The 18,653-nt window shown below is 40.8% G+C and carries 16 protein-coding genes; 6 read left to right on the top strand and 10 right to left on the bottom strand.

Annotated elements, in window-relative coordinates:
- Positions 1–82: 82 nt before the first annotated feature.
- On the bottom strand, positions 83–841 hold the full coding sequence (locus FTT99_RS01195; protein ID WP_180129377.1) for a Nif3-like dinuclear metal center hexameric protein: 759 nt from the start codon (positions 839–841) through the stop codon (positions 83–85).
- 169 nt (positions 842–1,010) lie between these two features.
- Between FTT99_RS01195 and FTT99_RS01190 the strand changes: the two genes are divergently transcribed.
- Together FTT99_RS01190 and FTT99_RS01185 are read left to right on the top strand one after the other, a co-directional pair.
- A complete protein-coding gene (locus tag FTT99_RS01190; RefSeq protein ID WP_078191894.1) occupies positions 1,011–2,189 on the top strand; it encodes a S1C family serine protease in 1,179 nt (392 codons plus the stop codon).
- A 185-nt stretch (positions 2,190–2,374) separates the two neighbouring features.
- Positions 2,375–2,632, top strand: coding sequence for a hypothetical protein (locus FTT99_RS01185; RefSeq protein WP_180129378.1), 258 nt, complete (start codon positions 2,375–2,377; stop codon positions 2,630–2,632).
- Between the two features lie 104 nt (positions 2,633–2,736).
- Here the strand turns inward: FTT99_RS01185 and FTT99_RS01180 are convergent, their stop codons facing one another.
- The 3 genes from FTT99_RS01180 to lipA form a co-directional block, all read right to left on the bottom strand.
- On the bottom strand, positions 2,737–3,123 hold the full coding sequence (locus FTT99_RS01180) for a carboxymuconolactone decarboxylase family protein (protein ID WP_005008801.1): 387 nt from the start codon (positions 3,121–3,123) through the stop codon (positions 2,737–2,739).
- 159 nt (positions 3,124–3,282) lie between these two features.
- Positions 3,283–5,796: an acyl-CoA dehydrogenase gene (locus FTT99_RS01175; protein ID WP_180129380.1), complete on the bottom strand. Its 2,514-nt coding sequence runs from the start codon at positions 5,794–5,796 to the stop codon at positions 3,283–3,285.
- Positions 5,797–6,208: 412 nt separating this feature from the next.
- On the bottom strand, positions 6,209–7,222 hold the full coding sequence (gene lipA / locus FTT99_RS01170) for a lipoyl synthase (protein ID WP_180004941.1): 1,014 nt from the start codon (positions 7,220–7,222) through the stop codon (positions 6,209–6,211).
- Between the two features lie 206 nt (positions 7,223–7,428).
- Here lipA and sthA point away from each other — a divergent pair, with 206 nt between their 5' ends.
- Positions 7,429–8,844 carry a Si-specific NAD(P)(+) transhydrogenase gene (sthA, locus tag FTT99_RS01165; RefSeq protein ID WP_078190237.1) on the top strand — a complete coding sequence of 472 codons (1,416 nt, stop codon included), beginning with the start codon at positions 7,429–7,431 and terminating at the stop codon, positions 8,842–8,844.
- A gap of 143 nt (positions 8,845–8,987) precedes the next feature.
- Entirely contained in the window at positions 8,988–10,100 is a 1,113-nt protein-coding gene (locus FTT99_RS01160; protein ID WP_180004940.1) for an AAA family ATPase, read from the top strand.
- Between the two features lie 35 nt (positions 10,101–10,135).
- Here the strand turns inward: FTT99_RS01160 and chrA are convergent, their stop codons facing one another.
- Positions 10,136–11,374 (bottom strand): chromate efflux transporter, encoded by a 1,239-nt coding sequence (gene chrA, locus FTT99_RS01155; RefSeq protein ID WP_180004939.1) that lies wholly within the window; start codon positions 11,372–11,374, stop codon positions 10,136–10,138.
- Positions 11,375–11,709: 335 nt separating this feature from the next.
- Between chrA and FTT99_RS01150 the strand changes: the two genes are divergently transcribed.
- Positions 11,710–12,693, top strand: a complete 984-nt coding sequence (locus tag FTT99_RS01150; protein ID WP_257229241.1) for an alpha/beta hydrolase — start codon at positions 11,710–11,712, stop codon at positions 12,691–12,693.
- 94 nt (positions 12,694–12,787) lie between these two features.
- On the opposite strand, the gene FTT99_RS01145 is transcribed toward FTT99_RS01150, so the two are convergent.
- Positions 12,788–13,639, bottom strand: a complete 852-nt coding sequence (locus FTT99_RS01145; RefSeq protein ID WP_180115040.1) for a pirin family protein — start codon at positions 13,637–13,639, stop codon at positions 12,788–12,790.
- A 102-nt stretch (positions 13,640–13,741) separates the two neighbouring features.
- Between FTT99_RS01145 and FTT99_RS01140 the strand changes: the two genes are divergently transcribed.
- Positions 13,742–14,653 carry a LysR substrate-binding domain-containing protein gene (locus tag FTT99_RS01140; protein ID WP_180161169.1) on the top strand — a complete coding sequence of 304 codons (912 nt, stop codon included), beginning with the start codon at positions 13,742–13,744 and terminating at the stop codon, positions 14,651–14,653.
- A 107-nt stretch (positions 14,654–14,760) separates the two neighbouring features.
- Here FTT99_RS01140 and FTT99_RS01135 read toward each other — a convergent pair whose 3' ends face one another.
- The 4 genes from FTT99_RS01135 to FTT99_RS01125 all read right to left on the bottom strand — a co-directional run bounded on the left by FTT99_RS01135 (position 14,761) and on the right by FTT99_RS01125 (position 18,580).
- Positions 14,761–15,717 carry a TauD/TfdA family dioxygenase gene (locus FTT99_RS01135; protein WP_180115042.1) on the bottom strand — a complete coding sequence of 319 codons (957 nt, stop codon included), beginning with the start codon at positions 15,715–15,717 and terminating at the stop codon, positions 14,761–14,763.
- Between the two features lie 221 nt (positions 15,718–15,938).
- Entirely contained in the window at positions 15,939–16,073 is a 135-nt protein-coding gene (locus FTT99_RS16400; protein WP_257223690.1) for a hypothetical protein, read from the bottom strand.
- Complete coding sequence (locus FTT99_RS01130; protein ID WP_180023436.1) at positions 16,066–17,277, bottom strand: MFS transporter; 1,212 nt, start codon at positions 17,275–17,277, stop codon at positions 16,066–16,068. Before FTT99_RS01130 ends, FTT99_RS16400 begins: the two co-directional genes overlap by 8 nt.
- Before the next feature lie 244 nt (positions 17,278–17,521).
- Positions 17,522–18,580: an OmpW family protein gene (locus tag FTT99_RS01125; RefSeq protein WP_180161167.1), complete on the bottom strand. Its 1,059-nt coding sequence runs from the start codon at positions 18,578–18,580 to the stop codon at positions 17,522–17,524.
- Between the last annotated feature and the right edge of the window lie 73 nt (positions 18,581–18,653).

Here is an 18,653-nt window from a genome sequence, read left to right as displayed (position 1 = left end):
CGCATTGCTTATAAATAACAATACAGAATAAAGCCTGAAAATATACGTATAAGGACTGAGCCAAAGACCAGAACGATTTAAATTAAATCGGGTTGTTTAATTCGAAATAACTATACTCAATATTGAACTGTTCTGAAATAGCTTTTGCGAGTCGTTGTACACCATATCTTTCAGTTGCATGATGTCCGCAGGCATAATAATGCACATTTAATTCTTCAGCTTCGTAAAAAGTACGTTCACTCACTTCACCTGAAATGTATGCATCACAATCTAATGCAGCGGCTTTGCCAATAAAGTCTTGTGCGCCACCCGTACACAAACCAATTTTTTGAATAGAGGGTTTATCTGCCGGTAGGTGAATGACATTAAATCCTAATTTTTCAGAAACAAAGTCTTTAAACGCCGCTGGAGTCATTGCTTGTTTTAAATAACCAACATTACCAATAGGATTGCGCTCAGTAGGATCTAAGGCTTCAATATTCTCTAATTCGAGCAAATCTGCTATCGCTGCATTATTACCTAAAGTAGGGTGACTATCTAAAGGTAAGTGATAACCAACGAGTGAAATATCGTTTTTGATCAGGCTTTTGATGCGTTTGCCACGCATACCTGTGATTGGGTAAGCTTCACCTTTCCAAAAATAACCATGGTGTACCAATAGCAAATCAGCTTTTTCTGCTATCGCGGCTTCAATCGCTGTTTGTGATGCGGTAACTGCACATAAAATTTTATGCACTTCTGCTGAGCCTTCAATTTGCAAGCCGTTGGGAGCATAGTCCTTAAATTCATGTGCTTTGAGTGTGCTGTCACACCACTGAATAATTTCACTTAACTGAGCCATATACTGTCCAAAATCTCAAAGAGATGAATCAAAATTTACGATTGTTTAAATTGTAACTAAAGAATCACAAATCTCTGTATTTATTTTTAATTTTGTTGAAAAGATTACATTACAATACGATATAAATTATTTAGCCATCAATGAATTATAAAATTTAGAGGATATAGACGTGCGTCGGACCTTTACATGGTTACCTTGGGTATTATTAATACTTGTGATCATCGGTTTCTTTACATGGCAACAGGTTCAAAAACCTAAAGCACCCATTGCCCCAGATGGGGTTAAAATGCCTGCAGAAAAGGTTGAGCCCCTCATTGATACGTCGCGTACAGGCGGTGTAGTTTCGTATAGTGCTGCGGTAAAAGTTGCTGCTCCAGCGGTTGTCAATATTTTCACTACGCAAAAAGTGAAACAATTGGATCATCCTTTATTAAATGATCCTGTTTACCGTGAGTTTTTTGGTAATCAACTTCCAGATCAAACCAATCAAAACGAAAATAGTTTAGGTTCAGGTGTGATTGTTCGTCCAGATGGCTATATTTTGACGAATAACCACGTGATCGCACAGGCCGATCAGATCGTTGTGGCTTTACATGATGGTCGTCGTGCTGAAGCGAAAGTTGTGGGTACAGACCCAGATACAGACCTAGCTGTGATTAAGATTGAAATGAGTCAATTACCGGTTTTGCCATTTAAGCTAAGTGGCAATGAAGTCGGTGATGTCGTCCTAGCGATTGGTAACCCTTTTGGCGTGGGTCAGACGGTTACGCAAGGGATTATCTCAGCTACAGGTCGTTCAGATTTGGGAATCAACACTTACGAAGACTTTATTCAAACAGATGCTGCGATCAACCCCGGCAACTCTGGTGGTGCTTTAATTGATGTTGCAGGAAACTTAATTGGTGTAAATACCGCGATCTTCTCGCAGTCAGGTGGCTCTTTGGGGATTGGTTTTGCTATTCCTGCAAAAGTATGTCAACAAGTGCTGAACGCTATTTTAAAAGATGGGCGAGTGGTTCGTGGTTGGTTAGGTATTAGTTTACTTCCAATTAAACAAGAAAATATTTTAGATCCACGTGTGAATGGTGTGATTGTTGCAGATGTCATTCGTAATGGACCTGCAGCACAAGCAGGTTTAAAACGTGGTGATAAAATCATGAAAGTGAATAATGAGCTGATTACCTCGACCTCACATTTAATCAATTACGTTGCACAGCAAGCGCCATTGAGCACTATGCAAATTGATATTGAGCGAGATGGTAAGGCGATGACATTGCCGGTACAAGTAGGAGAGCGTAAACCGCAAACTCAAAACAGTGACTCGCAATATATTCCATTACCACGTTAGTATAGAAAATCCCTCTTCATGAGGGATTTTTTTTGAGTTCCTTTTTTGCACATCGCTTTTAAGTTCATCGTTTGGGCCAAACAATGCGCTTTGAAATTGAAATATCAATTACAAAAATGCATTGCACGCTTTGCTGAATTTGGCTTAATTTATAAGCAATAATAATTAGATAAGCGTATAAGAATATGAGCTTTTTACCCGCAGAATATGCCAAAGTTTTATCCAGTCAAGCCAATTTAGATATCGCCTTATATAAGACACGTTTGGCTTTGCTGATTGAGGAAAATGCCAAACAGGGGAATACCGCCGTATTTACGGTTTTACCCAAGCATTTAGCTTTAGAAGAGATTCGAAATTTATCTGCTGAGCTTACAGAATTGGGATATCAAGTTCGATTTGAAGTGAATGAATTCTTCTATAATTTTAATGTCTACTGGATTTGATTCGGGATTCACTGCATTTAAGGTCCTAAGTTAAAAACAAGATGAAACCCTTTAGAAAACCACAATAATCGTAGTTTTCTAAAGCCGTTTTATAACGCAGTAACTTATTCAGATTTTTGATAGTCATTAATGACTTCAAGTGCCGCACGAAAGGCTTCTTGAGTCGCCGGTGCGCCACAATATGGCAAACTATGAAGTAACACTTCCTGAATTTCTTCTACAGTCGCCCCATTATTTAAAGCACCTCGGACATGACCTTTGAGTTCTGTTGGACTTTTTTGTGCAGTTAAAAATGCAATGGTAATCAGTGAGCGATATTTACGGGGTAAAACGCCTTCACGCTGCCAAGTTGAACCCCATGCATGCTCATTAATCCAATCTTGCAAAGGTTGAGTAAATGGCACGGTATTGTCTTGAGCACGTTTGACGAAACTTTCACCCATAACTTCAGTACGAACTTTTAAGCCATTTTCATAATCTTGTTGTGACATGCAGCAAACCCTCTGTGATGTAATTTTGCAGTACAGCCTATACCTTTGACTCTGCGATACCATTGGCTGATGGTCGTATAAAAAAGCCATCCCATTGTTTAACAGTGGAATGGCTTTTATTTTGAGAAAAATAAAGCTTAAAAGCGATGCAAAAGCTGATTAATAACGCAGGAAGGCTTCTGGTTCATCATCGGTGTTTTGTTGCTTTTTCACTTCTGGTGAAACGGTTAAATGTGGATTGGATAGCTCAAGTTCGTGGATGAGTTGCATATCGAAAACATCTGTGAGCATACTGTCATAGCGTTGAATGTTGTAAGTGCTGAGCTGTTCAGCTTCGGAGGCAGTAATGACTTTTTGTGCAATTGCATCGGCTATATGTGCTTCAAAAGTTAAACCTTTGAATTGACCTTTAGATTCAGCTTTTTTAAATTGGTTCCACAGCGGTTCAATTTTTAACAGTTGTAAAAAGGCATTTTCCATACGACCAGAAACTTCATCTGCTGCAGTGCTGTAATACACGTGCTTTTTCAGTTCTTGGCGGAAAGTATTGTCTAGCATCATTTGAGTGGCAACTTCACGTTTTAAACGGTCTGTCGGTTTAGCAACAACTCGTCCAAACGGAAAGCAGATGATTTTTACTACGCTTGCTGCTAGTCGCATTGGGAAGTTGTCAAATAAGCCATGGAAAGCTTCTTCAACATTGTACAAAGCTTTATCTAATGCAAGTTGCGCATGTAATTGTTCAGCTTCACTTCTTTGACCTTGTTCATAATATTTAAGAATAGCTGTCGCGATAAATAAATAAGAGTGAATGTCTGCAAGTCGTCCAGAGAGCATTTCTTTACGTTTAATATCGCCGGCTAATAGGCCAAGACACATATCTGCAGTCAGCGCGAAATCGGCGCTGAAGCGGTTAATTTTTTTATAGTAGGGGCGGCTAAATTCATCTGCTGAAGCAGGTGAGTCTGATGGGCCACCAGTGAAGGCATAAGCAAAGGCGCGTGCAGTTCGGTTAAAGGTATAGCCTAAGTGCTTAAAGAGCATTTCATTGAATGTATTGAGTGCAGCGTTTTTATCTTCGGCTTGAAGTAATTGCAGCTCTTCAAATAAATATGGATGACAACGCATGGAGCCTTGTCCAAAAATCATCAGAGAGCGACTTAAAATATTGGCGCCTTCGACGGTAATTGATACGGGAATGGCCTGATAATTCAAAGCTAAAAAATTACGAGGTCCCATTTGCACGGCACGTCCACCGACGATGTCCATGCCATGATTCACCACTTTCCGCATGGTTTCAGTGGCATAGTATTTGGCCATTGCAGTCATTACAGCAGGTTTGCCGCCTTGGTTTAAACCACAAGTCACCAAATAGCGAAATGCTTCAAGCATATAAGCATCTGATGCGATATCACTCGAAGCTTCTTGTACACCTTCAAAATTACCTACAGAAATTTTAAACTGCTGACGAACTTTGGCAAATGCACCAACATTTAAATATGCCATTTCTCCAGCTGCCGTTGACAAAGCTGGGAGTGAAATGCCACGACCAACCGCTAAACATTCCATCAGCATACGCCAGCCTTTGCCGGCATTTTCAATCCCTCCAATGATCCAGTCTAAGGGAATAAAGACATCTTTGCCTTCAACTGTACCATTCATAAACGGAGAGCCTGGATTATGACGTGGACCTGTAATGACACCCTCATGACTCGCCGGTAGCAGTGCACAAGTGATGCCATATTCAGTTTTATTTTTATCTCCCAATAATCCATCTGGATCGTATAGTTTAAATGCTAGACCAATGACGGTGGCAATCGGTGCAAGAGTAATCCAGCGTTTAGAGAAATTCATGTTTAAGCCGAGCACTTGTTGTCCCTCAAAGGTGCCATAACAGACAACACCTGTATCTGGAATGGCGCCTGCATCTGAGCCTGCTTCAGGGCTTGTGAGTCCAAAACATGGAATTTCTTCACCTTTTGCAAGGCCAGGGAGATATCGGTCTTTTTGTGCTTCGGTACCATAGTGTAGAAGTAATTCCCCCGGTCCAAGCGAGTTGGGCACCATACAACTGACTGCGGCAGTCAGTGATCGGGATGCAATCTTGCTCATGACACGGCTTTGTGCAAATGAACTAAATTCACGGCCCCCGTAAGATTTTGGAATCACCAGTCCTAAGAAGCCATTATCTTTAATGAATTGCCAAGCTTCTGGTGGGAGGTCTTTATGTTTATGGTGAATATCCCACTCGTTGAGCATGGCACAAAGTTGCTCGACTTCATTATCAATGAAGGATTGTTCTTCAGCGCTGAGCTGAGAGTAGGGATAAGCCTCAAATTTTTTCCAATCAGGCGCGCCCATAAATAGCTCTTTTTCCCACCAACTTGTTCCTGCATCTAATGCTTCACGTTCCGTAATACTCATACTCGGCATTGCATTTGCTAAGGTTTTATAGGCAGGTTTGGTGAGCAGATTGAGCCGCAGTGGGTCAATCAACATAACTAAACTTAAAGCAATAAGCGGGATGCCAAGTATTAATGACCATGGGGTTAAAAAGGCGAGTGCAATTGAAACAAATATCAGTGTTATTGCACCTACAGCTCGTGAAAGTTCAAAGAAAAAAACGGCCCAAAGAGCAAAAATAAAGAGTACTGCACTGAGTATAAATAGCATTTGTTATGGCTCCAGTGACAAGGGCCAGAGCGTTATGCGTTTAAAACAGCCTACATGCGTTTAAAAATGATCTCATCTTTTGTCTTTCTGATTTTAAAGTGCATGAGACTGTCAAAATGGCATCACTCGGCTGGTGAGTATGATTGGACAATTGCGCGAATATATTGAAAGCGCAAATAAAGTGTTATCAATAGATTGATTAATAAATAATCACAACACAATCCCTATCGGGCAAAGAAATGTCACATTACGTAAACTTGGATGATTCGATATATTGGATAACGTTTAAGGAACGGACAATTTTCGAAAGATCTTATATTGGGAAACGAATTGGGCTGAGTGTGTGAAAGCCACAAAAAAAGCCCTCAATCAATGAGGGCTTTAATTTGCGATGTTTTAAATCTTTGCGTGATTAAGCTTCAATCGTTTGAACTGCAATTTTCTTTGCAGGATCAGTTTTACGACGTACCGCAGGTACTGGCTCACCATAGTATTGACGGTCAGCAAAGTAGCTTGAACGAACCATTGGTGCAGCCCAAATGTTTTTGAAACCAAGCTTTTGACCATGTGCTGTGTAACGATCAAACTCTTCAGGTGTAACGAAACGATCGATCGGTGCATGTTCTTTAGAGGGCTGTAAGTACTGACCAATGGTGACATAGTCAACATCGTGTGCTTTTAAGTCGTCTAATAACGCGATCACTTCTTCTTCAGTTTCACCAATACCGACCATCAAACCACATTTTGTTGGAACATCTGGGCAGTATTCTTTAAACATTTTTAATAAGTTTAAAGAGTGTTGGTAGTCAGAACCCGGACGCATTGCTTTATACAAACGTGGCACGGTTTCAATGTTGTGGTTAAAGACATCAGGTGGACACTCCGTCATAATACGAAGGGCAACATCCATACGACCACGGAAGTCAGGAACTAGAATTTCCAAAAGTGTTTTTGGACTCAAGTCACGAGCTTCTTTAATACAGTCAACAAAGTGCTGTGCGCCGCCATCAACTAGGTCATCACGGTCGACCGACGTAATTACGGCATATTTCAAACCAAGATTGGCAATGGTTTCTGCCATGTGACGTGGTTCATCTGGGTCAAGAGCATTGGGACGACCATGCGCAACGTCGCAGAATGGGCAACGACGAGTACAGATATCGCCCATAATCATAAAGGTTGCAGTACCGCCACCGAAACATTCAGGTAAGTTCGGGCAAGCCGCTTCTTCACACACGGTATGTAATTTTTGTGCGCGTAAAGTTGTTTTAATACGTTGAACTTCATCAGGGGCAGCCATTTTGACCCGAATCCAGTCAGGCTTACGAGGCGTTTCAACCGTTGGCACGACCTTCACAGGTATGCGAGCGACTTTTTCTGCGCCACGAAGTTTTACACCCTGTACAGGTTTACGGTTCTCAGACATATTCAACTTTTCCACTGTTTTTGACAAGGAGATATTCAAAAAATTAGCTCGATCATTATAGCGGACTTGAGCTTAAATAGGGGGAAAACGATATTCATATAATAAATGTGGTTATCACATAATATATGTGAGCTAAATATCCAAAAAAGTTAGGATATACGTCATAATACAGCCTAGATTAAAGAATATTTGTAAAGGAGCGTTGAATGCCACGTAAGAAAGAGGTCGTTAGTGGAACTTTCGTGAAATACGATGCGGTAGTTCTGGGTTCTGGCCCTGCGGGTGAAGGCGCTGCAATGAAACTTGCTAAATCAGGTAAGCGAGTTGCTATTGTAGATATGCGTGAACAGCTTGGTGGTAACTGTACCCATGTAGGAACAATTCCAAGTAAAGCATTACGTCAGACCGTTTCAAGCATTTTACGTTACCAACGTGACCCTATGTTCCAAAAAGTCGGTGAATGGAAACAGTTCACGATGAAACAGGTGTTACGTAATGCGCATAAAGTGATTCAACAACAAGTTGAAACGCATTCACGTTTTTATGACCGTAATAAAATTGATATTTTCCACGGCCGTGCGTATATCCAAGATCAAAACACTGTTTTGATTTTTAGCAATGAAGGTATGACGGAAACTTTAGTATTCCAGCAATTAGTGATTGCAACAGGTTCACGTCCTTACCGTCCAGCTGCTTTAGACTTTAATCATCCTCGCGTATTTGATTCAGACAAAATTTTGGATCTGGATTATTCAATCCAAAAAATCATCATTTATGGTGCTGGTGTGATTGGTTGTGAATATGCGTCTATCTTTATTGGTTTAGACCATAAAGTAGACTTGATCAATACACAGCACAAATTACTCAGCTATTTAGACGATGAAATCTCAGATGCATTGTCATATCGTTTACGTGAGCAGGGTGTACTGATTCGCCACAACGAGCAGATTGATCATCTTGAAACACATGATGATCACGTGGTTCTTCACTTGCAAAGTGGTAAGAAAATTAAAGCCGATGCGATTTTGTGGTGTAACGGCCGTTCTGGTAACACAGATGGTTTAGGCCTAGAAAATGTAGGCATCAAACCAAACAGCCGTGGTCAATTAACCGTGAATGATCAATATCAAACTGAAGTAGAGAATATCTTTGCTGCGGGCGATGTAATCGGTTGGCCTTCACTTGCATCTGCTGCATATGACCAAGGTCGTTGTGCTGGTTCTAACATGAGCGGTGAAGAAGGAATTGCACCTGTAACGGATATTCCTACAGGTATTTATACAATTCCTGAAATTTCTTCGATTGGTAAAACTGAACAACAGTTAACGGAAGAAAAAATTCCGTATGAAGTGGGTCAGGCATCTTTCCGTCATTTGGCACGTGCGCAAATTACAGGTGACACCGTGGGCGAGCTTAAAATCTTGTTCCATCGTGATACTTTAGAAATTTTAGGTGTTCATTGCTTCGGTAATAATGCTGCGGAAATTATTCACATTGGTCAGGCCGTGATGAACAGCCCGAACAATACGATTAAATATTTCGTAGAAACCACATTTAACTATCCGACTATGGCGGAAGCGTACCGTGTTGCAACATTGAATGGTATGAACCGTTTATTCTAAGGTTAAATTGAACTTAGAATGTACAATGAAAGACCCGTAAGTTTCGGCTTGCGGGTTTTTTTATAGTTAGGATAAAGTGTATGCAAAATATACATTCAATCCACTTATAATCATCAGCATTTCCAACTCATTTTAGGTAGCTTATGACGATCCGTTCAGTGACCATTCAAGGTTTTCGATCTATTCATCATATGAATCTGACCTTATCGCGTCTGAATATTGTCAGTGGTCCGAATGGTTGTGGTAAATCCAATCTATATAAAGCTGTACGTCTCCTGCATGAAGCTGCAAATGGCCAATTATCCCAAGCTATTGCAAATGAGGGCGGGATTCAAAAAATCATGTGGGCAGGTGGTCACCGTGCGGGTGATCGATCGAAAGACCCTAAGCGCATGAAGCTTGCAGTGGAGATGGAGCATTATGAATATCAACTTGAAATAGGTTTTCCTGAACCGCTCATCACCTTGTTTGCACTCGATCCTTTGGTCAAAGTAGAAGGGATTTGGTTAAGCGGCTATCAACGTCGAAAAATGAGTGAGTTGTTGGAAAGAACCAACCAAGCGGCATTTCTTAAAAATGTTGATGAAGAACGGATTGCTTATCCGATGGCATTAACACCAGAAGAGTCGGTGTTTGGACAATTGTCCGATCCACACTTATATCCCGAAGTTTCACAAGTGCGTGAGACCATGAAAAACTGGCGTTTTTATCATGAGTTTTCTGTCAGTGGAAATTCACCGATCCGTGTCCCACAGGTGGGCATTCGTTCGCCAGTTTTAGCGCATGATGGTACAAATTTAGCTGCGGCTTTTGAAACCTTGCGTGAGCGTGGTAACAGTGAAACCTTGTTTGAAGTACTAGAAAAAGCCTTTCCGCAGACCCAATTTTATGTGCAGGAAATGGGTGGGCGCTTTCAAATGATGATGCAAAAGCAAGGGATCTTAAGACCTTTGGAAAGTGCCGAATTTTCAGATGGGACTTTACGGTTTTTGTGTTTAGCTGTGGCTTTATTGAGTCCAAGACCCCCAAATTTTATGGCACTGAATGAGCCAGAAAATAGCTTACATCCCGATTTATTACCTGCCTTGGCGATGCTGATTGCCGAAGCAAGTCGCTATACGCAGCTTTGGTTGACCACACATTCCAATGAACTGGTTGAAATGATCAAACAGTATAGTGATGTGCAGCATTATCAACTGGATCAGGTCGAGGGGAAAACTGTGGTCAAGGGCGCAAGCTTAATCGATGAGGATTAATTTACTCCTTGAGTTCTAGTTTTTTTTGCTTAAGTTTAAAAAGGCAGAAAAGTTAAAAAAGCGTAATAGCCGATAAAACTGCTTATTAAGCTGAACCAAACTGGCAGTTTGCTGCGAAGTAAAGCAATAACGACGGCAACAAATATAAAGTCTGTCCATTGAATGATGTATTTTTGGCTCATTTGAAATAGTAGACACAGTAATAAACCAACGACAGCCGCATTGATTATTTTTAAGGTGCCAAAAAGCATCGGGTATTTCATCAATTTATTCCAATAGGGCAATAAGCCAAACAATAATAAAAATGATGGTAAAAATATCGCTAACGTCGCGAGTGCGGCATTCAAGATTGGCACATCGGTCATGGGTAAAAGTGTGCCGAGATAGGCGGCGAAACTAAACAAAGGTCCCGGCATGAGTTGTGCAAGGGCATAGCCTAAGTCAAAATTTTCATTACTGATCAGTCCTGTAGAGACAAAGTCCTGATGTAAAAATGGCAAAATAATATGTCCACCACCAAAGACGAGGGATGCTGTGCGGTAGAAGCTTTCTAAGCTGAAAGCCAATATATTGCTATGTTGTATATCGAAGAATGGCAGAACGAAAAAAGGGCTGATAAAGGCGAGAAGCCATAGCCAAGAGGTGCAAGTATTTTCATGTGCATTCCGGCTAAAATTGTCATGTTTGGGTGGAAATGTTTCGGCGATATTTGGCTTTTGGCTGTGTAATTGATTTGACGATAAAACTAAACCGATAATTGCAGCGCATAAAATCACCAAAACTTGATTTAAAGAAAATTGAAAGAAATAAATAAAAAATGCAGCTAAAAGCATGACTAGATACTGAAATTTTGTTTTACAGAAGCTTCGCATCATTTGCCAAAATGCCCATGCAACAACGGCTAGTACAATTAACTGAATAACATGAAAGAATAAAGTTGAGAGTTGATTACTGAGTTTTATACTTAAAGTGGCCGCGGCACACATCAGCAGGGCTGAAGGTAAAGTAAATCCTAACCATGCAAAACAAGCACCTTGATAGCGGTTGAGTTGAAATCCAATTGCCATGCCGAGCTGGCTACTTGTTGGGCCTGGAAGGACTTGAGCCAAGGCAAGCAAATGCGCATATTCATGCTCTGTTATCCATTTTTCTTGTTTCACAAAATATTGAAAAAACAACACCAAATGTGCCGCAGGTCCACCAAATGCAATACACCCTAATCTTAAAAAGGTGAGAAAGATGACAAGGTTTCGTTGTGGTTTGGACTGGCTCATGCGTTACCAATATTTAAAATCAAAAGTAAGGTTATGAATTTCTAAAGGATAAAATTATTAAAGTTAAAAGATCTTAAAGGCTGATTATTGCAGGAGTATGTAAATCCTGCTTCAAAAATATTTTGAAGTGCTTAGCAGGGAAAAAGATAATTGGACGAAGTGACATAGTGCTGTCCCACATGCACATGGCGTCGGTTTCCGACGCTGATTAGCATCAGCACATACACATAAAAAATTGTCTAAAAATGACTTCTCCAAAATCAGACACCTTATCAGAAATTTTGAGCGCTTTATTGAAGTGGTTGATGAGTGGCATTGCATCGTTACTTTCAATCATGGCATTTGCAGATGATCAGCTACCGGCTACACAAGCATTAGCAAGTTATACAGATCAAAACAGTTGGCAGGACATTCAGCACTATCTACCCAAAGAATACCATTTAGACGAAACGCAGCGCCCTAAAGAAGAGTGGTGGAACTGGCAAGGTCATACTGTTCACTTAGATACTTATCGGAATCCACAGGCAAAAGTGAAGGTGATTCTGTTTCATGGTGTGGGAACAAATGGTCGACAAATGTCGATGATTTTGGGTCATCCTTTGGCACAACGTGGCTATGAAACTATCGCTATTGATATGCCCGGTTATGGCCTCACCCAAGTCAAAAAGGGCTCAAAAATTCGTTATGATGATTGGGTTCAAGCAGGTAATGACCTCATTGAAGCCGAGCTACAAAAAGATCATCGTCCTATCGTTTTGTATGGGCTTAGTGCAGGTGGTATGTTGACCTATCACGTGGCGGCAAAAAATAAAAAGGTGAAAGGTATCGTCGGTATGACCTTTCTAGACACTTCAAATAAAACTGTGCGTGATCAAGTCTCTTTGAATAAATTTATGAGCCGCGTGGGCAGCCCACTGGCTCATGTGACAGCACATACACCATTTTCAGCATTGCCAATGCCGATGCGTTGGGTAAGTAAAATGCATCGCTTGGTGAATAATGATGCGGCATTGCAGATCTTTTTAAAAGATAAAACGTCAGCTGGGAATAGCGTATCGGTTAAATTTCTAGATTCTTATTTATATTATAAGAATGACACGCCACCGGAGCAGTTTGATGTCTGCCCAATTTTACTCACGCAGCCTGAGCAAGACCGCTGGACACCTTTGGCTTTAAGTCAGCCATTTTTAGCACAGATTAAGCAAGTTCCAGTCGATGTCGTTATGTTGAAAAACGCAGGACATTATCCTTTGGAACAGCCGGGACTCGATCAAATGGTCAATGCAATCGATACGTTTTATCAAAAAGTCACGCAATAATCTGTTGAAAGCGTGATGCGTAATTCATACCAACATAGATATAAAAAAACCGCCAGAAGGCGGTTTTTTTATTGGGACTTTATCGTGGAAATATTTAAGCAAAATGACCATGTTGAAAATCATAAAATGCCTGACGTATTTCGTCTTCAGTATTCATAACGAATGGTCCATGTGCCGCAATTGGTTCATTTAAAGCTTCGCCACTTAAAATAAGCAGTTTGGTTGCTTCAAAAGATTTAAGTTTCAATGACGATACTTGGTCACTGACATATAAAGTCTGTTTCGCATCAAAGCGTTGACCTTCAATTTCGATCGCGCCACTTAATACAAAAATCATGTTATTCCACTGTGGGTTGAATGAAAATTCCTGTTCAGCATTTGCATTCAAGCGCACATCCAACACATTCATCGGGCTAAAGGTTTCAGCTGCGCCCAATGTGTCTTCAAATTGGCCAGCAATGACGCGTACCACGCCTGCATTTTGTGCAAGTTTAACTTCAGCAATATTGGCTGTAGTCAGTTCTTGATAGCGAGGTTCAGTCATTTTGGCATGACTAGGTAAATTGACCCAAAGTTGTACCATGTCTAAATTTCCGCCTGTTTTGGCAAAATCTTTAGAATGGTGTTCTTCATGCATAATGCCTCGACCTGCGGTCATCCATTGCACTTCGTCTTTGGCAATGCTGCCGTGATTTCCTTTAGAGTCAAAATGCTCCAATTCTCCTTCATAAACAATGGTCACTGTTTCAAAGCCACGATGTGGATGTGACCCAACACCACGTTGATGATGACTTGGAGAGAAATGATATTGGCCGGTATAGCCCATAACGAGGAATGGACTGGTTTGATTGCCCATTTCTTGCATAGGCAGCATAGAGTTTGTTGGGAAGCCATCGCCCACCCAAGTACTACGATCACTATGATAAACACGTTTGATTGAATTCATAATTCAGCCCTCAATATATTGCTTCTGAGATCTATTATTGAGGTATAGTGAGGGAATGACAGGGCGAAAAACTCAACAGATTATTCTAAAAATGAAACAATCATGCAAAATTTAAATGACTATTACTACTTCGTGCAAGTGGTGAAATACCAAGGTTATACCAAAGCCAGTGAAGCATTGGGTATTACAAAATCTAAGCTATCACGCCGTATCACAGAATTAGAGACCCGTTTGGGTGTACGTCTGATTCAGCGGAATACGCGAAAATTTACAGTAACTGAAATAGGACAACAGTTCTATTTGCATTGCTTAAAAATTTTAGAGGAAGTCAGCGAAACGGAAAACTTTGTGCTCAGTACGTTGAATAACCAACTCTGTGGCCAGATTAAAATCTCTTGTCCTGTGGCTTTGGTGGAAATGCCTGTTGCAAAAATGGTCACCGATTTTATGCAGCAATATCCTGAGGTCAGTGTGCATCTGATGGCGACTAATCATCGGGTTGATGTGATTGAGGAAGGGGTAGATTTAGCCATTCGTGTGCGCAATATGCCTTTAATGGATAGTGATTTGATCGTTCGAGATTTAGATGCATGGGATCATGTTTTGGTGGCATCGCCACAACTTTTCTCAGAGCGTGAAATGCCACAGCAATTGGCTGAGATTCAAAATTTTCCGTGTATTGGTTTTGATCGGCCTAAACATTTTTGGGATTTTCGACATCGTGAAAAAAGTGAAACCCAACAAATTGAATTTCATCCACGCTTAAGAACTGACAGTTTTAGTGCGATGATTTCTGCTGCTATTTCTGGCGTGGGAATCGCTTCTTTGCCCAAAGTGTTTGTACGTGATGCTTTAAAAAGTGATGAGTTAATTGAGCTATTTCCTGAATGGCAATTGCCGCAAGGGGTCATCCATGTTGCATACGCGACACGACAAGGTATGCTGCCGGGTGTGCGTGCGATGTTAGATCATTTGATTTCAGGCTTTAAGGCTTTGGATATAGATCATCCGTAATTTGAGCAGTGTTTTTATTGTTTTAATATTTTAATTATTTGGGGTTATTGCTCAAACACGGATTTTACAGGGTTATTTATTTTTTATTGTTGGCATGAAGTTCAACATTAGTATGGTCGTCCTCCTGCTAGGCTAATTCGCTTTAATAAGCGGCGTTGGTCTGAAGGGAAAGGGCGGCGTGAGTGTAAAGTGGCTTGGTTATCCCAAAATACAATGTCACCTTCTTCCCATTGATGTTCATATCGAAACTCAGGTTTCAATAAATGTTCACGTAAAGATGCAATCAATTCACTGCCTGACTGATCATCGTAGTGAACCAATTCCACTTCAGATCGTTCATTTAACCACAGACCTTTACGGCCACTTTCTGGATGGGTACGTACAAGCGGATGTGGATAGGCATGTCCAACAATCGGTTGGTCTTTGAAACGATATAGCGGTGTAGCGCCATATCCCGTTGTGCCTTTATTATTTTTGGCACGGACAAATGGGTTATAGGTAATGAGTTGAAGTTGGTCTAAATGTTTTTGTGTCGCTTCATCTAAAGCTTCATAGGCTTTAATGGTGTTATACCATGAGGTTTGTCCACCGTCTTGTGGCAGTTCAATGGCATAGAGTAATGAGCCAAAAGATGGCAGAGGAGTCCACTGATGATCTGCGTGCGCAGCCAATTCACCATGCCCAGTATAGTCACCTTTGCCCACTGCATTGGAAACGGGTACGACGTCTGGCGGTGTACCGGTATCATCTTGTGACGCTAGCACAGGAATATCTGCACCGGGACGGAAGATTGAACCGAAGTAACTTGCAAACGCGAGATACTGTAAATCATCTAGACTTTGATGTTTAAAAATTAAAATCAAGTGTTCTGCCAGCGCTTGTTTTAAACGGTAGATGGTTTCCCCAGACTGTGCTTTACGCGCATCTAAACCATAAACCACAGCCCCCAAAGCTTGGTCATGTTGCGCTTCAATACGAATTTCATTGCCATCTTGAAAATGTTCTGCTTGATGCCAACGCGGAGCATCATGGATGGCTTGTGAAAGTTGAGTTAATGCGGTCATTTTATAAGTTCTCAAATTGTTCTTTATTGAGACTTAATCTATGGAAGAAAGTGTAGGTTGGAAAATTAAAAAATAAGCTAAGTTTATGAAAAAACTTATTATTAATACTAATATGCTGAAAATGCAGCTTTTATTGAATCGTGTAGAAAATAGCTAAAAAACTGCTGTTGTAGTGTTGATAAAACAGCAGTTTGGGTCGGAATTAAGATTTCAATACGTTTTTAATGCGCACAAAACGCTTGGTTAAAGTATTCAAATAATTGAGGTGTTTGGCTCCATAAGCCGATGGATAAAGCCAACAAGGCCAGAATACTGATGGCAATACTGAGTCGGAACCATAATGTTGAATTAGTCATGAATGACACTTTCCTCATTAACCATGAAATGTACCAATACCCCAAAAATACTCAGGACAATCGAAAAAATCCAAATGGCATTATAGTTACCGGTCATATCGTGGTTCACACCACCCAGCCAGCCACCAAAAAATGAACCGACTTGATGTGTAAAGAACACGATACCGCTGAGCATACTTAGATATTTAACGCCAAACATATTGGCCACTATACCGTTGGTGAGCGGTACGGTAGAAAGCCATAGTAGACCCATAATGACGCCAAAAGCATAGATTGTCCATGTACTTAAAGGCAGCAAAAGAAAGGCAATAATGGCAATGCCTCGTAAACCATAAAGCCCCATCAATAACTTTGGTTTGGAATATTTGCCACCGAGCCAACCTGCTGTGTAGGTGCCGACAATATTAAACAGTCCAACGAGCGCGAGGAAAATAGTGCCCGTAGTGGCATTAAAGCCATGATCGATTAAATAACCCGGCAGATGGATGCCAATAAACACCACTTGGAAGCCACAGACAAAGAAACCAAGTGCTAGAAACCAAAAGGGTTTATGCTCCCAAGCCAATTGCAAAATTTGTTTAAATGTCAGAGAGGCTTCATGCGTATTGGTTGCATTTGGTGCAACATACATTGGTGCTTTTAACATCCAAGCTAAAGGAATAATAAGCGCAATTAAAATGGCGCTGACCACCAAAGCCGAAGACCAACCAAATTTTTGCAGTAGCAGTAATGTAGAGGGCAGCATAATGAACTGACCAAAAGAACCTGCGGCACTGGCAATACCCATGGCTAAACTACGTTTGTCTGGATGCGCTGCACGTCCAACTGCCGAAAGCAAAACAGGAAAGGAAGTGGCCGAGAGAGCCAAACCTAGAATTAAACCTGCGCTTAAATTAAGAAGTAAACCGGTAGAGCTGATGGCCATGAGTAATAGCCCGAGGGCATATAATGCACCACCGACGGCGACCACGATCTTACTGCCATATTTATCTGCAAAAGCCCCAGTAATTGGCTGCACAGCACCCCAAATTAAGTTTTGCATGGCAATGGCCAGGCTAAAAACGTTATGTCCCCAACCAAATTCATCACTCATCGGCACGAGATAGAGGCCAAATGCATGACGCACCCCTAAAGACAATGCCAAAATAATAGCACTGCCAATGAGCATGTAAATCAGGGGCTTTGAGAAACGAGTATCAGACATATAGCAGTCTACATTTTTTAAATTTAACCCAATGGTATTCGAATAAACGCAGAGTTGCGATTAAATTTAATTCACCAAACAATAAATTTTTTTTATAGGTAACTATGGATGAATAAAGGAAATTGCCTCAGCATAAATCCAAGAGTGTCTAAATGAGATTGAAAAGATAATTCAAAATAAAAGACCATATATAGCCTAATAAAAAAGACGACCGTAGCCGTCTTTTTTATATTTAGGTTATTTATTAGAAACGCATACCGATACCTGCATACGCAAGGATCGGGTTTACTTCAATATCAGCTTTAGATTTGATCAGTTCGCCGTGTGTGGCATCTGTAACGGTAATGGTTGTTTCATTTTGTAGGTGTGCATAGCTAACAGAACCTACAGCAAACCATTTGTCATTGAAGTCATAGGTGAAGCCAACCGTTGCAACTGGAGCAAATGCATCAGTTGCTTCTAAATCAACTTTTGGATTTGCCTTACTTGGTTTTCCTTCTAAAGAAGCGCCTGCATTACCTTCTTTAATGTTGGCAATCATGTGACCTGCAGCAATCAAATCTTTCTCAATTTGTGGATTCATTTCCAACTCATTGAAGTAAGCATACATCACGCCTAGACCCACATAGGGACGGAATTTATTAACGCCAGTTTTACCGAAGTGATATTGGATTTCTGCAGCCGGAGTCCATGCACGTGCAGAAGCTGCTGCACCATGTGCGCCTAAGTCGGTAATGAAAATATCATTTTCCAGTTCAAGATTTCCAAGTGCGCCGCCTAGTGGTTTCGCAATGGCTGAAAATGGTGCGTAAATTTTTCCTGAGCCTTGTAAATCAACTTTTGGCGGAATACCCGCTTTCATTTCTAGTGATACATTGTCAGTAAAGAAATAGTTGGTCATGATTCCAAGAGTGGTGACGTCATCTGCTTCAAGACCGGTCCCTGGATTGTCCCATTGTTCAAGTCCAGAAATAGTAGCTTTACCACTCATTGCAGCAGGAACGGTAGTCAGTGTATTCAAAGCAACGTCTAACGCAAATGGAACGTCATAACCTTCTCGAATATTATCTTTTACTGTTTGTGATTTAACTTCACCAACATCTGCTTCATAGCCTTCATTGATAGCAGTATTTACACGGAATGGCTGTGCTTTACCTTGTGGCATAACATGTAAAGCACCGACAGAGACAGAAAAACGTTTGAAGCCATCGCCATCTTTTAAACTAAAATATGGTGAGTCTGCATGACTGAGCATAGGTAGGGCAGCCATAGAAGCCGCAATGCACAATACACTTTTTTTCATTTTAAAGGACTCCATGTCCGTAAATTGATAATAATTTTTCTAAGTGCCCATTATTCAAAATTAGTGCGTAAAA

Origin of the sequence: Acinetobacter sp. YH12040 (assembly GCF_013420005.1) — a bacterium.
GTDB classification, from domain to species: Bacteria; Pseudomonadota; Gammaproteobacteria; order Pseudomonadales; family Moraxellaceae; genus Acinetobacter; species Acinetobacter amyesii.
This window is presented reverse-complemented; position numbering and strand designations above follow the sequence as displayed.

Bases quoted from the DNA above. Each gene is read 5' to 3' on its own strand.
- FTT99_RS01195 (WP_180129377.1), bottom strand. From the start codon at position 841: ATGGCTCAGTTAAGTGAAATTATTCAGTGGTGTGACAGCACACTCAAA.
- FTT99_RS01185 (WP_180129378.1), top strand. From the start codon at position 2,375: ATGAGCTTTTTACCCGCAGAATATGCCAAAGTTTTATCCAGTCAAGCC.
- FTT99_RS01180 (WP_005008801.1), bottom strand. From the start codon at position 3,123: ATGTCACAACAAGATTATGAAAATGGCTTAAAAGTTCGTACTGAAGTT.
- FTT99_RS01175 (WP_180129380.1), bottom strand. From the start codon at position 5,796: ATGCTATTTATACTCAGTGCAGTACTCTTTATTTTTGCTCTTTGGGCC.
- lipA (WP_180004941.1), bottom strand. From the start codon at position 7,222: ATGTCTGAGAACCGTAAACCTGTACAGGGTGTAAAACTTCGTGGCGCA.
- sthA (WP_078190237.1), top strand. From the start codon at position 7,429: ATGCCACGTAAGAAAGAGGTCGTTAGTGGAACTTTCGTGAAATACGAT.
- FTT99_RS01160 (WP_180004940.1), top strand. From the start codon at position 8,988: ATGACGATCCGTTCAGTGACCATTCAAGGTTTTCGATCTATTCATCAT.
- chrA (WP_180004939.1), bottom strand. From the start codon at position 11,374: ATGAGCCAGTCCAAACCACAACGAAACCTTGTCATCTTTCTCACCTTT.
- FTT99_RS01150 (WP_257229241.1), top strand. From the start codon at position 11,710: ATGGCATTTGCAGATGATCAGCTACCGGCTACACAAGCATTAGCAAGT.
- FTT99_RS01145 (WP_180115040.1), bottom strand. From the start codon at position 13,639: ATGAATTCAATCAAACGTGTTTATCATAGTGATCGTAGTACTTGGGTG.
- FTT99_RS01140 (WP_180161169.1), top strand. From the start codon at position 13,742: ATGCAAAATTTAAATGACTATTACTACTTCGTGCAAGTGGTGAAATAC.
- FTT99_RS01135 (WP_180115042.1), bottom strand. From the start codon at position 15,717: ATGACCGCATTAACTCAACTTTCACAAGCCATCCATGATGCTCCGCGT.
- FTT99_RS16400 (WP_257223690.1), bottom strand. From the start codon at position 16,073: ATGACTAATTCAACATTATGGTTCCGACTCAGTATTGCCATCAGTATT.
- FTT99_RS01130 (WP_180023436.1), bottom strand. From the start codon at position 17,277: ATGTCTGATACTCGTTTCTCAAAGCCCCTGATTTACATGCTCATTGGC.
- FTT99_RS01125 (WP_180161167.1), bottom strand. From the start codon at position 18,580: ATGAAAAAAAGTGTATTGTGCATTGCGGCTTCTATGGCTGCCCTACCT.